The following is a 14,807-nucleotide window of genomic DNA, read 5'->3' on the forward strand; positions in this document are numbered from 1 at the left end:
GCCTCGGCCACGTCCTGCAACTAGCCCTCAGACAGGGCCTGCTCATCCACCCACCACACCGTTTTGACCCGTCCCCGCACCACCAGAGCCGGTAGCACCTCGTCCATCGCACGCTGTTGCCCGGATGCTGCTGGTGGCGTGTCAGCAGAGCGCACCGCACCCACCGGTCCGGCCTTGCCCGCTCCCGGGGCAAAAAGCCAGACGTTGTCGCCACTGTTCAGCGCTTCCAGAGTCAACGACAACCGTTCCGGCGGGGGCTTCGGCGATCCCGTCACCGGGATGACCGTGCGCCCGGTTATCGTGACACCCGGCAACCCCGGGAAGAGGCTTGCCACGTGACCGTCTTCGCCAACTCCCAGTAGCACCACATCAAACCGTGGCAGTCGCTGATCAACTCCGGGATCCCGCTCGGCTGCCGTTGCCAACTCCGTGGCGTACTGCTCGGCAGAGGTTGCCAACACGTCGTGGTGGTCTCGGTCAGCATGCCCTACTGTGGCAGCCGCCATGGGGTGAAACTGCTCCCGGCCGAGGCCGTAGGACGCAACGAGTGTGCCCACCAGCGCATCCCAGGCCTGTCGCGCATTGCGCTGCGCATCAGTCGCGTCCAGATAGCGCTCATCTCCGAACCACAACTGCACGCCCGACCAATCAGTGACCTGTCCCAAAAGGTTCTTCTTTGGATCCGCGAGCCGTTCCAGCAACCCTATACCGGAGGTTCCTCCGGTGAGCACGATCTGCGCCCGGCCACGCTGGTCCAAGGCCCGATTAATGACCGCCACCAGCTCAACAGCGGCCGCCTCGAGCAACTGTGCCTTATCCGGGAACACCGCCACAGTTGCTCCGGTACCTGTACTTTCCCGGCGCATGGCACGAGCGAGCCCACCGTGGTGTGATGCGGTTGGAGTGTCGTTATCGGGCACTGGGATGCACCGCCTTAGTATTGGTAGCTGGCAAGCCTTGGGCCAGCACGCGACCAAAGAACTCATCCGGGTCCAAGCGACGCAATTCTTCGGTCAAACACTCCTGGCGTGACCGGCGAGGCAACGAAATGCGCTGCACTTTCCGGTCCTGTTGATACAGAAAGGCCACCGGGGATTCCTCATTGCGAGCCAGCACGATGTCTCCGCCGCGCCGCACCAAACGCACCGATCGCAGCCCCGGACCAGTCCCGGTCGAAGCCAAGGTGACCGGGATCTGCAATTGCATCTGCAACCATGCGCCCATCAAAATCGTGGCCGCATTATTCTCGGCCCCGTCCACGGTCGCTGCCAGCACCGACGCCGGGTCGATCGTGTCAAAAATCGCCGCCACCTGGTTGCGCCACATGGTCAGCCGCGTCCACGACAGATCGGTATCCCCGGCCCGGTAGCCTTCACGAAGTAGCTTCAGAGCCGTCGGGGCGTCCACGCCAGTGGGTGCGCTGGTATCGACAATCCGGCGATGGGCGATCCGGCCCAGTGGTGACTCAGCCGGGATTGTGGGAGCCGTGCCGGGCCACCACACCACGATCGGCGCGTCGGGGAGCAGGAACCCGTTGATCAACGTCGCCGATTCCACCGCGTTCTGGCCCGACGTGTAAAGCACCACCACGTCCGAGGCTCCGGCGTCGCCACCAACGCGGATTTGAGCATCAAGCCCGGTCTGCTTCCGCTGGTCGCCGGTAGCCAGCACCACGATCCGGCAGGGATGTTCCCGCGAGGCCTGGTTGGCTGCCTCAATGGCTTCTTCTACACTGTCCGCGGTGGTTGCAATGATCAGCGACAGTACCCGACCTAAGGCGACCACGCCACCAGATTCACGGAGCCGGCCGATCTCCTTCAGGACCTGATCGACGGTGGTACCGGATAGCTCCACAATCATTACGGTCTCCTCCAAGCGCGCCCGTCACGGGCCATCATCTCATCCGCTCCGGCCGGCCCCCAGGACCCTGGCTCATAGGGTTCTGGCTGGTCCGGTAACGACTCCCAGTACTGTTCAAATGGGTCCAGGATCCGCCACGACTGCTCGACCTCTTCGTGCCGGGGGAACAGTGGCGGGTCACCCAACAATACGTCCAAAATCAGGCGTTCATAGGCCTCGGGGCTGTCCTCGGTGAAAGCATGACCGTAGCCGAAGTCCATGGTTACATCGCGCACCGTCATCTGAGTGCCCGGCACCTTGGAGGCAAAACGGATCGTCACCCCTTCGTCGGGCTGGACTCTGATCACCACGGTGTTGTGGCCGAAGTCTGTGGTCCCGTGGGACGGGAAGATCAGATCCGGGCTCTTCTTGAACACCACCGCGATCTCGGTGACCCGCCGACCTAAGCGCTTGCCGGTGCGCAAGTAGAAGGGCACCCCCTCCCAGCGTCGGTTGTGGATCCCCAATTTGAGCGCGGCATAGGTCTCGGTCCGGGAATGGGGATCGAATCCCTCTTCGTCCAAAAAGCCCAGGACCTTTTCTCCGCCTTGCCAGCCCCCGGCGTATTGGCCCCGGGCCGAACAGTGTCCCAGGTCCTGGGGCACCACCACGGATTTGAGCACCTTTTCTTTTTCTGCCCGCAGATCATCGGCCCGGTAAGACAGGGGTTCTTCCATCGCAGTCAGCGCCAGCAACTGCAACAGGTGGTTCTGGATCACATCCCGGGCGGCCCCGACCCCGTCGTAGTAGCCGGCACGGCCCTCAATCCCGATCGATTCAGCCATCGTGATCTGCACATGGTCGACGTGTTCGGCATTCCACAACGGTTCATACAGCCGATTGGCAAATCGCAGGGCCAAAATATTCTGGACGGTTTCTTTCCCTAAGTAGTGGTCGATCCGAAACACGTCATCGGGGGAGAAGACCTGCTCGATCACCTCGTTGAGCTCCCGAGCCGAAGCCAGATCATGCCCGAAGGGTTTTTCGATCACCACCCGGCGCCACGGAGCCAGCGCAGTATCCGTGTCAGCACCGAGCTGTTTGCCAGCCAGCCCGTGATCGACCAGATGACGGGAGACCGTTTCGAACCACGCCGGCGGGATCGACAGGTAGAACGCAGTGTTGCCCCCAGTGCCACGTTGGTCTTGCAACTCCTCCAACGTGGCGGACAGTCGTTGGTAGGCCTGCTCGTCGTCAAAACCGCCCGAGATGAATCGGAATCCACCCGACAGCTGGGCCCAGACGATCTCGTTGAAACTCGTCCTGGCGTGTGCCCGCACAGAGGCCTGCACGAATGCGGTGAATTCCTGCTGGTCCCAGTCGCGTCGACCGAACCCGACCAGGGAGAAACTCGGTGGCAGCAACCCGTTATGGGCCAGATCGTAAATGGCCGGCAACAGTTTCTTGCGGGCCAGATCGCCGGTGACCCCGAACATGACCATGGCCGAGGGTCCAGCAATCGAGGTCAGGCGCCGGTCGGCCGGGTCACGCAACGGATTGGTATGACGCGACGGGCGGGGCGGATCCTGGGGTGTTGCGGGCCATGCTGGTGCCACGTGTGCTGTGCCTTCCTGCTACGTAGGGTGTGTTGATCGGTGGTGATCGACAGATGCGGCTAGATCTGTTCGGCAGCGTTGATCAGGGTCTCGATCGCTGCCGAGCGGTCCTTGAGATGTATCCGCACCACCGGTTGTCCGGTTTCGGTCAGCACCGAGCCATCTCCGGCGGCTTGGGCGGTGATCAACTCTGCGAAACTGTAGTTCAGCCCCGGGATCTGCAGGTCGAGTTCGGAATCGGCGGTAATTTGTATGAACACGCCGGTGGCCGGACCGCCCTTGTGGAACTGTCCGGTGGAGTGCAGGAACCGCGGGCCCCAGCCGAAGGTCACCGGCCGACCGTAACGACGGGCCAGCGCCGGGCGCAGGCGGGTGAGGTGCTGTTGCCGCAACCGGTTGGTGTAGGCCTGCACCGCCAGGTAGCTATCGTCCTCCAGCACCGTACCGAGTACGGTGAACAGCTCGGTGAGGATCTGTTGGGCTTCACCGGTGGCTTCCACATCGCCGAGCAACCCAGCCGGGCCGAATAGATCGAATTCGGCGGTGCTGATCTGGGGTGGTTCCGGTGTGGTCGGCTCGGCCAGTACTGCGCGGGTGGCGACCTTGGCCGATTCCACATCAGGCTGATCGAAGGGGTTGACCCCGATCAGGCTGGCTGCGGCCACGGTGGTGACCTCCCAGAACACTAGCTGGGCACCTAAACTGCCATAAATCTGCACCTCGTCGTCCCGAGGATCTTCCGGATTCAACGTCGCCTGGGATTCCCCGGGGTCGGCGATCAGGTGCAGGTGGATCACGTCCTCGTCGTGACTACGGTTCTCCACGGCACCGGGCTCGACGATCACCGGCAAGAATCCGGTCCCGTGTTTTCCGGTGGATTCGGCGATGAGCTGTTCAATCCAGTCCCCAAATCCGGGCAGAGCTTGATCAAAATTAGTGATGATGAGTTTATTGCGACTCGGCGCCCCGGCCCCCAAGACTGCGGCAGCCCGTAACGCCGGGTTGGTCTCGTCGTCCTCGTACAGACTGTGGGAAGCAGCCTCGGCATCGTCGACGATCGTGGTCAGCTCGACTCCGGCCAGTCCGGCCGGTACCAGCCCGAAGGCCGACAGGGCCGAGTAGCGCCCGCCAATGGTGGGATCGGCTTCAAACGCTGCGGTGTACTGGTGGTCTCGGGCCAGCGACTCCAACGGAGATCCGGGGTCGGTGACGGCAATCAGGTGATCGCCGGGCGTCAGCCCGGCATCCTGCAGTGCTTGAGTAAACGCACGCCGGGCCGCGTCGGTTTCAGCCGTGGAGCCGGACTTGGAGGAAATCACGAAGACCGTATCGGCCACCCCGGCGGCCAAAATCGAGCCCACCAATTCCGGGTCGGTGGAATCCACCACATCCAGCCGGACCCCGGCGGCGCGGGCCATGACTTCAGCACCCAGCGAGGAGCCACCCATCCCGGCCAACACCACCCGGGTGATGCCCTTGTCAGCCAGCTGCTCGCGCAACTGGGTGATCTGTGGGATCAGCTCGAAGGCTGTGTCGAAGGGGTCGACCCAGCCCAGACGTTGCGACGCTTCAGCTTCGGCCTCGGGGCCCCACAGTGTGTGATCACGCTCCAACAGGCGGGAGGCGAAACGGTTGCTGAGCAATTCCTCAACACGCTGGTCAACACCGTGGAGGGCGTTACCGGAAAGATTGATCCCCAGAGAATTCATCGTTGGCTCCTGTCGATACGGGGTGTCCGTGCGCTGAGATTGGTGGGAACGGGTGGATCGGTCAGGCGGTCTTGGCGCGGTCTAGTTGGTCGGTTACGGTGGCCCAGAGCTCTAACCACGCGGTCTCAAATTTGGCGATGCCCTCGTCTTCCAGGGTGGTGACCACCTGCTGGTAGTCGATCCCGACCTTCGCCAGATCGTCGAGGAGCTGATCATCGTCGGCAAAATAGGTCCAGATCTCTGGCTGGTCGACCTCCCCGTGATCGGCGAAAGCTTCCAGGGTGGCCAGTGGCATCGTGTTGACGGTGTGCTCGGCGATCAACCCCTCGACGTAGCACACATCGGAATAGGCGGGGTTCTTCGTGCCGGTGGAAGCCCACAACGGCCGCTGGACTCGCGCGCCGGCATCGCGGAGATACCGCCACCGTTCGGTGTCCTGGGCGTTGGTGAAGATCCGGTAGGCCAGCCGGGCATTGGCCAGTCCGGCCCGGCCCTGCAATTCCGCGATTCGAGCCGGCTCCAGGGAGGTCTGCTGTAATTGCGCGTCGATCTCGGTGTCAACCCGAGAGACGAAGAAGCTGGCCACCGAGTGGATAGTGCTCAGATCGCGTCCGGCCCGGTGGGCGGCTTCCAGCCCCAGCAACCAGGCGTTGATCACTTCCCGATAGCGCACCAGCGAGAAGATCAGGGTCACGTTCACCGAAATTCCAGCCGCCAAGACTTCAGTGATCGCCGGCAGGCCTTCAGTGGTGGCCGGGATTTTGATCATCAGATTCTCGCGTCCCACCGCGTCGGCCAGCTGGAGTGCCTGATCAATCGTGGCCTGGGTGTCCTTCGCCAGTCGCGGGTCGACCTCCAGCGAGACCCGGCCATCCACGCCGTGGGTGGACCGGTAGATCTCTGCAAACAGATCGCAGGCCTCGCGCACGTCCCGGGTGGTCAGTTCCCTCACGGCCCGTTCGGTATCGGCTCCCTCGGCGGCCAGGGCGCGCAGCTGGGACTCATAGCCGACCCCATCGGCCAGCGCCTTGGCGAAAATCGAGGGGTTGGTGGTGACTCCGGTGAGAGTGTAGGACTCGATCATCTCGCGCAACAGTCCTGAGGTGATCGCCGGACGGGAGAGATCGTCCAACCAGATCGAGACACCCCGGCCGGTGCTCAGCTCTGCGGTGCGGGGACTGGGTTGTACTGTCACGGGTTACGCTCGCTTTCTGCGTGGGACCACGCGGGATCAACGTCGTGCCGGCAGGCGGTCATCGCTCGGTGTTCGGTCGCCGGCTCACCCATCGCCGGATCCGCCACGCACCAGGTTTCTGGCGGCGGCCACCACCGCGTCAACGGTGATTCCGAACTGCTCAAAGAGGGTCTGGTAGTCGGCTGAGGCACCGAAATGCTCCAGCGAAATATGGGCGGCGTTTGGTCCGGTGTAGCGTTGCCAACCCTGGGCCACCCCGGCCTCGACCGAGACGGTGGGAACACCGGCCGGTAGCACCTCCGTCCGGTAGGTGGCATCCTGGGTGTCGAACCATTCCAGACAGGGTGCCGAAACCACGCGGGTGCCAATCCCGTCGGCCTCGAGCTGGTCGCGCGCTGCCACGGCCAGCTGTACCTCGGATCCGGTCGCGAGCAACACCACATCCGGCATAACGCTCTGCGGACCGCCAGCTCCTTGGGCATCAATCAGCACATAGGCGCCCCGGGCGACATGCTCCGCCGAGGCGAAGCCCCGTTCGTCCCTGGGCATGATCGGTAACGCCTGACGCGACAGCACCATCCCGGCCGGCCGGTCCGTGTGGGACAGTAGGGTTTTCCAGGCCACCGAAACCTCGTTAGCGTCGGCAGGCCGGATCACGTCCAGTCCGGGTATTGCGCGCAGGGATGCCAGGTGTTCCACTGGCTGGTGGGTCGGACCGTCTTCACCCAACCCGATCGAGTCGTGGGTCCACACGAACACCGAGGGGGCGCCCATCAGCGCGGCCAACCGGATGGCGGGTCGCTGATAGTCGGAGAAAATCAAAAACGTTCCCATATAGGCCCGGGTCAGCCCGCCCAGATTCACGCCGTTAATGATCGCCCCGGCAGCATGCTCTCGAATTCCGAAGTGCAACACCCGCCCATAGGGGTGTCCGCTGAAGGCTCCGGTAGACCGGCGTTCAGGAATGAAGCTGGGGTTGTCCTTCATGGTGGTGTTATTGGATCCGGCCAGATCCGCCGATCCGCCCCACAGTTCTGGCATCACATCAGCCAGCGCGTTGAGCACCTGGCCGGAGGCGGCCCGAGTGGCGATCCCCTTCTGGTCGGCGTCAAATACCGGGAATGCCTCGGCAAACCCCTCGGGCAATTTCCGGGCGATCAGGCGGTCATACAGGGCCGAGCGTTCCGGGTTGGCAGCCCGCCACACTGCTAGAGCCTCGTCCCATGTAGCCCGGTACTGGCCGTTGCGGTGTTTGACCTCGCGGGCGCGCTCGAGTAACTCAGGTTCAATGTGGAAGTGTTGCTCGGGATCAACATCCAGAGCGTGCTTGAGCCCGGCCAGCTCCTCGGGGCCTAGCTTCGAGCCGTGGATCGCCCCGGTGTTCTGCTTGGTCGGGGACGGCCACCCGATAATGGTGCGCAAGATGATCAGCGTGGGCCGCTGGGTTTCTGCTTTGGCCGCAACGATCGCCTGATACAGCGACCTGGTGTCCTCAACGTAGTCACCCCCGGCCGTCCAGTCGATCTCTTCCACGTGCCAGCCGTAGGCCCGGTAGCGGGCGGCCACGTCTTCGCTAAAGGCGATCTCGGTGTCATCTTCGATCGAGATCTTATTGTCGTCGTAGATCACCACCAGATTGCCCAGTTCCTGGGTACCGGCCAATGAGGACGCCTCGGAGGTTATCCCCTCCTGCATATCCCCGTCGGAGGCGATCACAAACACGTGATAGTCAAACGGGCTAGTCCCTATCGCAGCCTCGGGATCCAACAATCCGCGTAACCGACGCTGTTCGTAGGCGAAACCCACCGCCGAGGCGAGGCCCTGACCTAGCGGCCCGGTGGTGATCTCCACATGATCGGTATGACTGTACTCGGGATGCCCCGGGGTCTTCGAGCCCCAGGTGCGCAACGCTTCCAGATCGCTCATCTGAAGACCAGCTCCGGCGGCGAATAACTGCAGGTACAGGGTCAGCGAGGTGTGACCGGGGGAGAGGATGAACCGGTCCCGACCGTGCCAGCCAGCATCGGTGGGATCCCAGCGCATGACGTTCTGAAATAACTGCCAGGCCACCGGAGCCAGCGAGATCGCGGTTCCGGGGTGCCCAGATCCGACCTTTTCGACCGCATCAGCAGCCAGCACGCGCAGCGAATCGACGGTGCGCTGATCCTGCTCGGTATAGGTATAGTCTCGCGCCGGTTGGAGCCGGTTTAGGTGATGATGTGTCTGTGCATCTTGTGAGACCACGGAGGACCTTCCTGCAGGGTGAACTTGTGCGACGATGACTTTCCCTGCCACCCGGATCGTCTCCGGGCAGGCTCTGGAGAAAAGTGCTGCGTCTTCAGCTTAGCGCCGATCGAGCCGTCCATGCGATGGATCATCCCGAAAACCAGCAGATCCCATCGGTTCGCCCCCAACCGATGGCCCGCACTAGACGAACCGGTCGTCGTAGCCGGCACCACCGGCATGGCAGGCACCATCAGCATGTCAGAAAACTCAGCACCGAGCTCAACCGGGTAGACTAGACACAGACACCAGACGACGAGAATATTAACCACGCGTCCCGACACCCACCGTGGCGGTATCTGCTGGCATCACCACACCTCATCTGCCTGACTGCATCATCGCGACGTGGGCCAAGACCGCACCCTACCGAATCGGACTCACGATAGATGTCGACTTCCGTTAAAAGCACTCAGCAGACCACACCGGGTTCCGCCTCCGAAACCACCTCACGGCCAGGCTCGATCGGTCTGAAGCGTAAGATCGCCGCCTACGTGTCCTTGACCAAGCCCCGCGTGATGGAGCTGTTGCTGGTCACCACGTTGCCAACCATGATCTTCGCCGCCCAGGGCTTCCCCTCGGGGTGGCTGATGCTAGCCACCATGGTCGGCGGTGCCGCGGCGGCCGGGTCTTCGGCCGCGTTCAACTGCTACATCGATCGCGATATCGACAAGGTGATGGACCGCACCCGATCCCGGCCGCTGGTCACCGGTGAGGTCACCCCGCGCGAAGCCTTGATCTTCGCATCGGTGCTGGGCGCGATCTCCTTGGTCATCCTCGCGGTCGGGACCAACTGGCTGGCCACCGCGCTGGGGGCACTGGCTATCTTCTTCTACGTGGTCGTCTACTCCCTGATCCTCAAGCGCCGCACCGAACAGAACATCGTCTGGGGCGGGATCGCCGGCTGTTTCCCGGTACTGATCGCCTGGGCGGCCGTGCGCGAGACCATCGAATGGCCAGCCGTGGTGCTGTTCGCGGTGATTTTCTTATGGACTCCTCCGCACTACTGGCCGCTGTCGCTGAAGTACAAATCCGATTACCGGCAGGCCAACGTCCCCATGCTGGGTGCAATCGCCACCGCCCGGAAAGTCTCCACCCAGTGTGTGCTCTATACCTGGGCGACGGTGATGTGCTCGCTGTTGCTGGTGCCGTTGGGGTGGGCTGGTGTTGTCTACACCGTGATCGCGGCAACGGTGGGTGGCTGGTTCATCTATGAGAGCCACGTCCTTTACCGGGAATCGCAGAAACCGGATTTTCAGGACAAACAGGCTATGAAGGTCTTCCACTTGTCGATTACCTATTTGACCCTGCTGTTCATCGGCCTGGCCATCGACCCGTTCGTGGGTGAGCCGCTGATGGCCGAGGCCGTGACCGCCCCGGCGCTTTAAACCCGATAGACCGGGTCTCGGTCCGGTACGGTTATCGCTCCGGGACAGGCTCGGTCGCTGTGGGCACGCTGTTGCAGGTCAAGCTGTTGCAGATAGCAGATAAAGGACTCATCGTGACATTCAGGTACCGTGCCGTACACTCTCCGCACACCGCGACATCCGTATCAACACGCGCGCACCGTGGGCTGGCCTTGCTCGCTGGGCTGGCGCTGGTGGGCTCTTTGGGGCTGAGCGGTTGCGTCGAATCCGAGCACCGCGAGGCCACCCCGGATGGCAATGCCGCCCCCACCCATGTCGAACCCGGCCACTTTCCAGACAACCAACTCGGCGACACCGGGCGCTGGATCCTGAACCAAATTAACGGCAACCGCGCCATTGACCGCTCCGACTGGTACGACCGGGTGGCCCCCGAACTGACCGAACAGATCCCCGTCGACTCGCTGGTGGGCACCCTCAATGCCGAGCTACGCCCCCAGAAGCCGTATGTGATGACCCACTACGAACAGACCGACCAGGCTAGCGCGATGATGACGTTGACTCCCGATATCTCCGCCCAGCCACTGGATCTGCACTTCAGTATCGACGAGGCCGGACGACTCACCGAGCTGTGGTACCGCGATACCAACGATCCGAGCGCCAGCGCTGATCCCAGCTAAGGTCTGGCCTCCCCACTCACCGACACCGATCTGGCCTGTCGGAAGGTGTGATCCTGACCCACCATCAAGGGGTGCAGGAGGGAAAGCGGGTGTTAGCGGGCCGGGCCGGGAGAGGCGCCTTCGGCCTGGGCGTCAGCCACCAGATTGGCCGGGTCCACGTTGGCCGCGAATCTCGGAGAGCGGGGATCCACCACAGTGTCGTGCCAGGAATAGGACGAGCATTGCCGATCCATCATATTGGTCATCAGCCACGCTAGGAGCCCGGTTCCGAGCATGTGCCCCAGCACGGCCACGATGGGCAGACCGTTAAAGTGCTGATAGTAGCCCACGCTGGCCTGCAGGACGATCACCGCAATCATGGCCCAGACGCTGATCCGCTGGCGCTGGGAGGACGCCAACCGATGCACCAACACCAGCAGGACGATCACCACGGCGATCAGCAGGTAAACCGGGATGACGTGCCAGCGGGTCACGATCGCCGGATCAAAATCGTGGCGGGGCGCTTCGGCATCTCCGCCGTGGGGGCCCGAACCGGTGACGACGGTGCCGAGGATCAAGGTGATCCAGCCCAGCACGAAAGCCGCACGTGCCAACCCGCGGGTCGTGGCGGTGGTCTCGCCATCCACCAGGGACGGGACCTGCTCCACCTCGCCGCCGCCGATGCGACGCTCCAGTCCCACCCGGTTGACCAGTAGGGCGGCCAGGCAGACCAAGAAGCTCGATAACAAGAAGTGCAGGGAGACCACCCAGGGGTTCAGCTCGGTCAGGACCGTCATTCCACCGATCACCGCTTGCCCGGGAATGCCACACAGCAGAATAATCGATAGCCAGAAGATTGCACGGTAGGTGGCCCGCAGTCGCCAGATCGCCAACAGCATCAGCACCGCGACCGCGGTGAGCACAAAGGTCAGCGTCCGATTGCCGAACTCGATATAACCGTGGATTCCCATTTCGGGGGTGTTCGTCAAAGACTCGGGGGTACATTTCGGCCAGGTCGGACAGCCCAGCCCAGATTCGGTCAGTCGCACCGCGCCACCGGTGACGATAATGCCGATTTGAGTTATCAGTGAGGCCACCGCCACCGCCATGGTCCACCCGGTCACCGAGGTGGGCATCAACCAGTCTTTGGTCCGCTGGAGCGGGGACCGGGACGTTTCAGTATGGTGCTGAGTGTGGACATCATCCCGCAGCGCGAAACCAGACACGTTGATCAACCTCTTTCAACATTCGGCCCAGGGGTCACGGCAATCGGAGCGAAACTCTTAGTTATCGCCATTTAAACCAGCGTACTGTGCACCCGGTGAAGATCGCCGCCCAGACCACTAAGATGACGAAGCTGAGCAGATCGAATTGACCGCGCACCGTGGCGGCCCGCAACCCCTCACCCAGGGCAGCCGAGGGCAAAAACTGCAAGAGCTCACCGAACAGGTTCTCGGGCACGGCAAAAACCACGCCACCGGCGGCCCCCAGGATCACCCAGAGCAGATTCGTGATCGCTAAGGTTGCTTCCGGGCGGACGGTTCCAGCAATCAGCAGGCCCAAGGCGGTAAAGGTGACCGCTCCCAGTACGATGAAGATCCCAGCGTATAACACCCCGACAGCGACCGGTCGCCACTCGAGAAACAGCGCGGCGAGCCCTAAAACCATCAGTTGCACGATCAGCACCAGTACCACCGCGACCGCCTTGCCCAGCAGGAGTCCGGTCGGTCCCAGGGGAGTGGTGGACAGGTAGCGAAGCACCCCGTAGCGTCGGTCAAATCCGGTCGCGATGCCCTGACCAGTTAGTCCCGAGGACAACACCGCCAAGGCCAACACGCCGGGGGTCGCGAGGTTCACCGGCGAGATCGTGGACCCTTCAGCGACGATGAAGTCAGTCACCGACAGCGCGATCAGCACCATCAGTGGCAAGATGATCGACACCAGTAGCTGTTCCCCATTGGACAAGGTGGTGCGGGTTTCATAGCCGCCCTGAGCAATCACGCGCCGAAACAAACCTGAGGCGTGGGGCCTGGCCACCGGGGTGAGGTCCAGCACACGATCCTGATAGTGCGAACGGTATGTCAACTCATCGGCCTGTTCACGGAGCTGTCCATCGGGCCGGTCATCCGGGTGTGGGTCGGGCCGTGCCGGTTGGTCCGGGTGCTGTTGGCTCACGGGGTCACCTCCCAAAACACATCTTCTAACGACCGCCGGGACATCGACAGATCACGCGGCAGAATATCCCAGCGTTGCCACCACCGGGTCAATTCCACGTAGTCGGCTGGTTCTTGCAGTCCGCGCACCTGCCAGGTTTCCATCCCGACCATACCGGTCGCTTCGGTAGCGGTAACCCGGTGTACGCTCAACGCCTCGGGCACATCGGCCAGGGCGTGGTCCGACAGGGGAGTTTCGACCGAGAACAGCACAGCGGGACGGTCATGACGATCCGTCAATTCGGCAACGGTTCCTTCACGCTCCACCCGGCCGTGATTGATCAGGATGACCCGATCGGCTAGCTTTTCGGCATCATCGAGGAGGTGGGTGGTGAGCACGATGGCCAGTCCGGCGTGTTTCATCTGCTGGATCAGCTCAAACACGACCCGGCGAGAGACTGGATCGAGTCCGGCCGAGGGCTCATCCAAGAAGATGACCGAGGGCCGACCGATCAGCGCCGCGGCCATTGCAACCCGCTGTTGCTGGCCCCCCGACAGTCGGCGTATGGTCCGATCCTGAAACTCTGTGATCTCCAACCGGTTGATCAAAGCGTAAATATCCAGGGGCTCTCGGTAGAGGTGAGCCAGATGTTCAATCAGGCGCAAGGGCGTCACCGACGGTGGTAATCCGCCATCCTGCAACATCACCCCAACCTGGCTTCGCAGCGCTGCGGTGGCGGTAAAGGGGTCCTGACCTAACAGCCGGACACTACCGGCAGAGGGCTTGACCAGTCCCTGGGCAATCGACAACGTGGTGGTCTTGCCGGCACCGTTGGGCCCCAATAGGGCCGTCACCTCCCCGGCGCGGGCTTGCAGGCTCATACCCCGCAGAATGTTGACGGTGCCTTCGTCAGAATTCACGCTCAGCCACACATCATCAACGTCGAGCAGGATCTGATCTGATCCAGCGTTGCTCGTGTCTGGATGGAGAGAGGATGCAGAAGTCACGGTGTTCACTATAGCTACTTGGATCATGGCTATTCGGACAGCAGAAGCTATTCGGAGATCAGACGTGGAGCAGGTGGGGGCCGGTCTTGACCGGTCATCCGGCGTCATCTCGTCGCGAACTTAGGCATGCCAAACTATCAGTCCGCACGATCCCGCGTATAATTAGGAAATATCATGGTTACTTATTTTCCCCGTCACCAAGAGACTTCCGGAACGAAGTCTGCGACGCAGTCTGCCGAACCGGCCGGTAGCTCTCGGGAAAACACCCGCGAGAAGGTGCTCCATGCCGTGCTGACGCGCGGGCCGGTGAGCGCCGCTGCCATCGGTAGCGAGTTGCATCTGACTGCCGCGGCCGTGCGACGCCACCTCGACGCTCTCGAGTCCGAGGGGTTGATCGAGGTTAAGTCGGTCTCCGGCGATGCGGGTGCTGGGCGTCCCTCCAAACGCTATGTCGTCACGCACAAAGGACAACAACAGCTCGGGGATGATTACCTGGCCGTGACGAGCGCTGCCATGGAAATGATTGCCGAGCTGGGTGGGCCCGAAGCGGTCCGCCGGTTCGCCCGGGACCATTTCGCCGAGGTCGAGACGCTATTCCTGGATCGAGCCACCGACGAGATGACACTGTCGGAGCGGATCAAGGTGCTCACCGCCGTGTTGGATGAACTCGGTTACGCGGCCACCACCCGGCGCGCCGGACGTGGTGCACGCGTGACGACCCTGCGGGCAGCCCAGATTTGTCAGGGACACTGCCCGATCAAGGATCTGGCCGCGCAGTACCCCGAGTTTTGTGAAGAAGAAACCGAACTGTTCGCCCGGTTGTTGCAGGTAGATGTGCGCCGATTGGCGACCCTGCCCACCGGCGGGCATGTGTGCACCACGCACGTGCCCCTAGGGCGCAAGGCCTATGCGTCGTTGACTGCCCAAGCCGAACAGAATGCTGCCCGAGCTTAAGCGGTGACCATCCGGAGTGATCCGGAGGCA

At 62.6% G+C, this 14,807-nt stretch carries 12 protein-coding genes; 3 read left to right on the plus strand and 9 right to left on the minus strand.

Annotation, left to right across the window (positions count from 1 at the left end; translation table 11 throughout):
* Positions 1–20 precede the first annotated feature (20 nt).
* From pgl to tkt, 6 genes are all read right to left on the minus strand, one after another.
* Positions 21–920: a 6-phosphogluconolactonase gene (gene pgl / locus QDX22_RS02430; RefSeq protein WP_279717959.1), complete on the minus strand. Its 900-nt coding sequence runs from the start codon at positions 918–920 to the stop codon at positions 21–23.
* A complete protein-coding gene (locus QDX22_RS02435) occupies positions 910–1,860 on the minus strand; it encodes a glucose-6-phosphate dehydrogenase assembly protein OpcA (RefSeq protein WP_110098296.1) in 951 nt (316 codons plus the stop codon). The genes pgl and QDX22_RS02435 overlap by 11 nt, the downstream gene beginning before the upstream one ends.
* Entirely contained in the window at positions 1,860–3,455 is a 1,596-nt protein-coding gene (gene zwf, locus QDX22_RS02440; protein WP_279675081.1) for a glucose-6-phosphate dehydrogenase, read from the minus strand. Before zwf ends, QDX22_RS02435 begins: the two co-directional genes overlap by 1 nt.
* Positions 3,456–3,514: 59 nt before the next feature.
* Positions 3,515–5,164 (minus strand): glucose-6-phosphate isomerase, encoded by a 1,650-nt coding sequence (locus QDX22_RS02445; protein ID WP_279717960.1) that lies wholly within the window; start codon positions 5,162–5,164, stop codon positions 3,515–3,517.
* Positions 5,165–5,225: 61 nt separating this feature from the next.
* Positions 5,226–6,359, minus strand: coding sequence for a transaldolase (gene tal / locus QDX22_RS02450; protein ID WP_279717961.1), 1,134 nt, complete (start codon positions 6,357–6,359; stop codon positions 5,226–5,228).
* An 84-nt stretch (positions 6,360–6,443) separates the two neighbouring features.
* Positions 6,444–8,603: a transketolase gene (tkt, locus tag QDX22_RS02455; protein ID WP_279717962.1), complete on the minus strand. Its 2,160-nt coding sequence runs from the start codon at positions 8,601–8,603 to the stop codon at positions 6,444–6,446.
* A 425-nt stretch (positions 8,604–9,028) separates the two neighbouring features.
* Here tkt and QDX22_RS02460 point away from each other — a divergent pair, with 425 nt between their 5' ends.
* Entirely contained in the window at positions 9,029–10,027 is a 999-nt protein-coding gene (locus QDX22_RS02460) for a heme o synthase (RefSeq protein ID WP_110101062.1), read from the plus strand.
* Between the two features lie 113 nt (positions 10,028–10,140).
* Positions 10,141–10,683, plus strand: a complete 543-nt coding sequence (locus QDX22_RS02465; protein WP_279717963.1) for a Cpe/LpqF family protein — start codon at positions 10,141–10,143, stop codon at positions 10,681–10,683.
* A gap of 92 nt (positions 10,684–10,775) precedes the next feature.
* Here the strand turns inward: QDX22_RS02465 and QDX22_RS02470 are convergent, their stop codons facing one another.
* From QDX22_RS02470 to QDX22_RS02480, 3 genes are all read right to left on the minus strand, one after another.
* Complete coding sequence (locus QDX22_RS02470) at positions 10,776–11,888, minus strand: COX15/CtaA family protein (protein WP_279717964.1); 1,113 nt, start codon at positions 11,886–11,888, stop codon at positions 10,776–10,778.
* A gap of 61 nt (positions 11,889–11,949) precedes the next feature.
* The gene (locus tag QDX22_RS02475) at positions 11,950–12,837 is read right to left on the minus strand and encodes an ABC transporter permease (protein WP_233491944.1); all 888 of its coding nucleotides are present in this window, start codon (positions 12,835–12,837) and stop codon (positions 11,950–11,952) included.
* Positions 12,834–13,823 carry an ABC transporter ATP-binding protein gene (locus QDX22_RS02480; RefSeq protein ID WP_279696150.1) on the minus strand — a complete coding sequence of 330 codons (990 nt, stop codon included), beginning with the start codon at positions 13,821–13,823 and terminating at the stop codon, positions 12,834–12,836. Before QDX22_RS02480 ends, QDX22_RS02475 begins: the two co-directional genes overlap by 4 nt.
* Positions 13,824–13,997: 174 nt before the next feature.
* Between QDX22_RS02480 and QDX22_RS02485 the strand changes: the two genes are divergently transcribed.
* Positions 13,998–14,777 carry a helix-turn-helix transcriptional regulator gene (locus QDX22_RS02485; protein ID WP_199223037.1) on the plus strand — a complete coding sequence of 260 codons (780 nt, stop codon included), beginning with the start codon at positions 13,998–14,000 and terminating at the stop codon, positions 14,775–14,777.
* Positions 14,778–14,807 lie beyond the last annotated feature (30 nt).

Source organism: Auritidibacter ignavus, from assembly GCF_029853775.1.
Taxonomy (GTDB): Bacteria; Actinomycetota; Actinomycetes; order Actinomycetales; family Micrococcaceae; genus Auritidibacter; species Auritidibacter ignavus.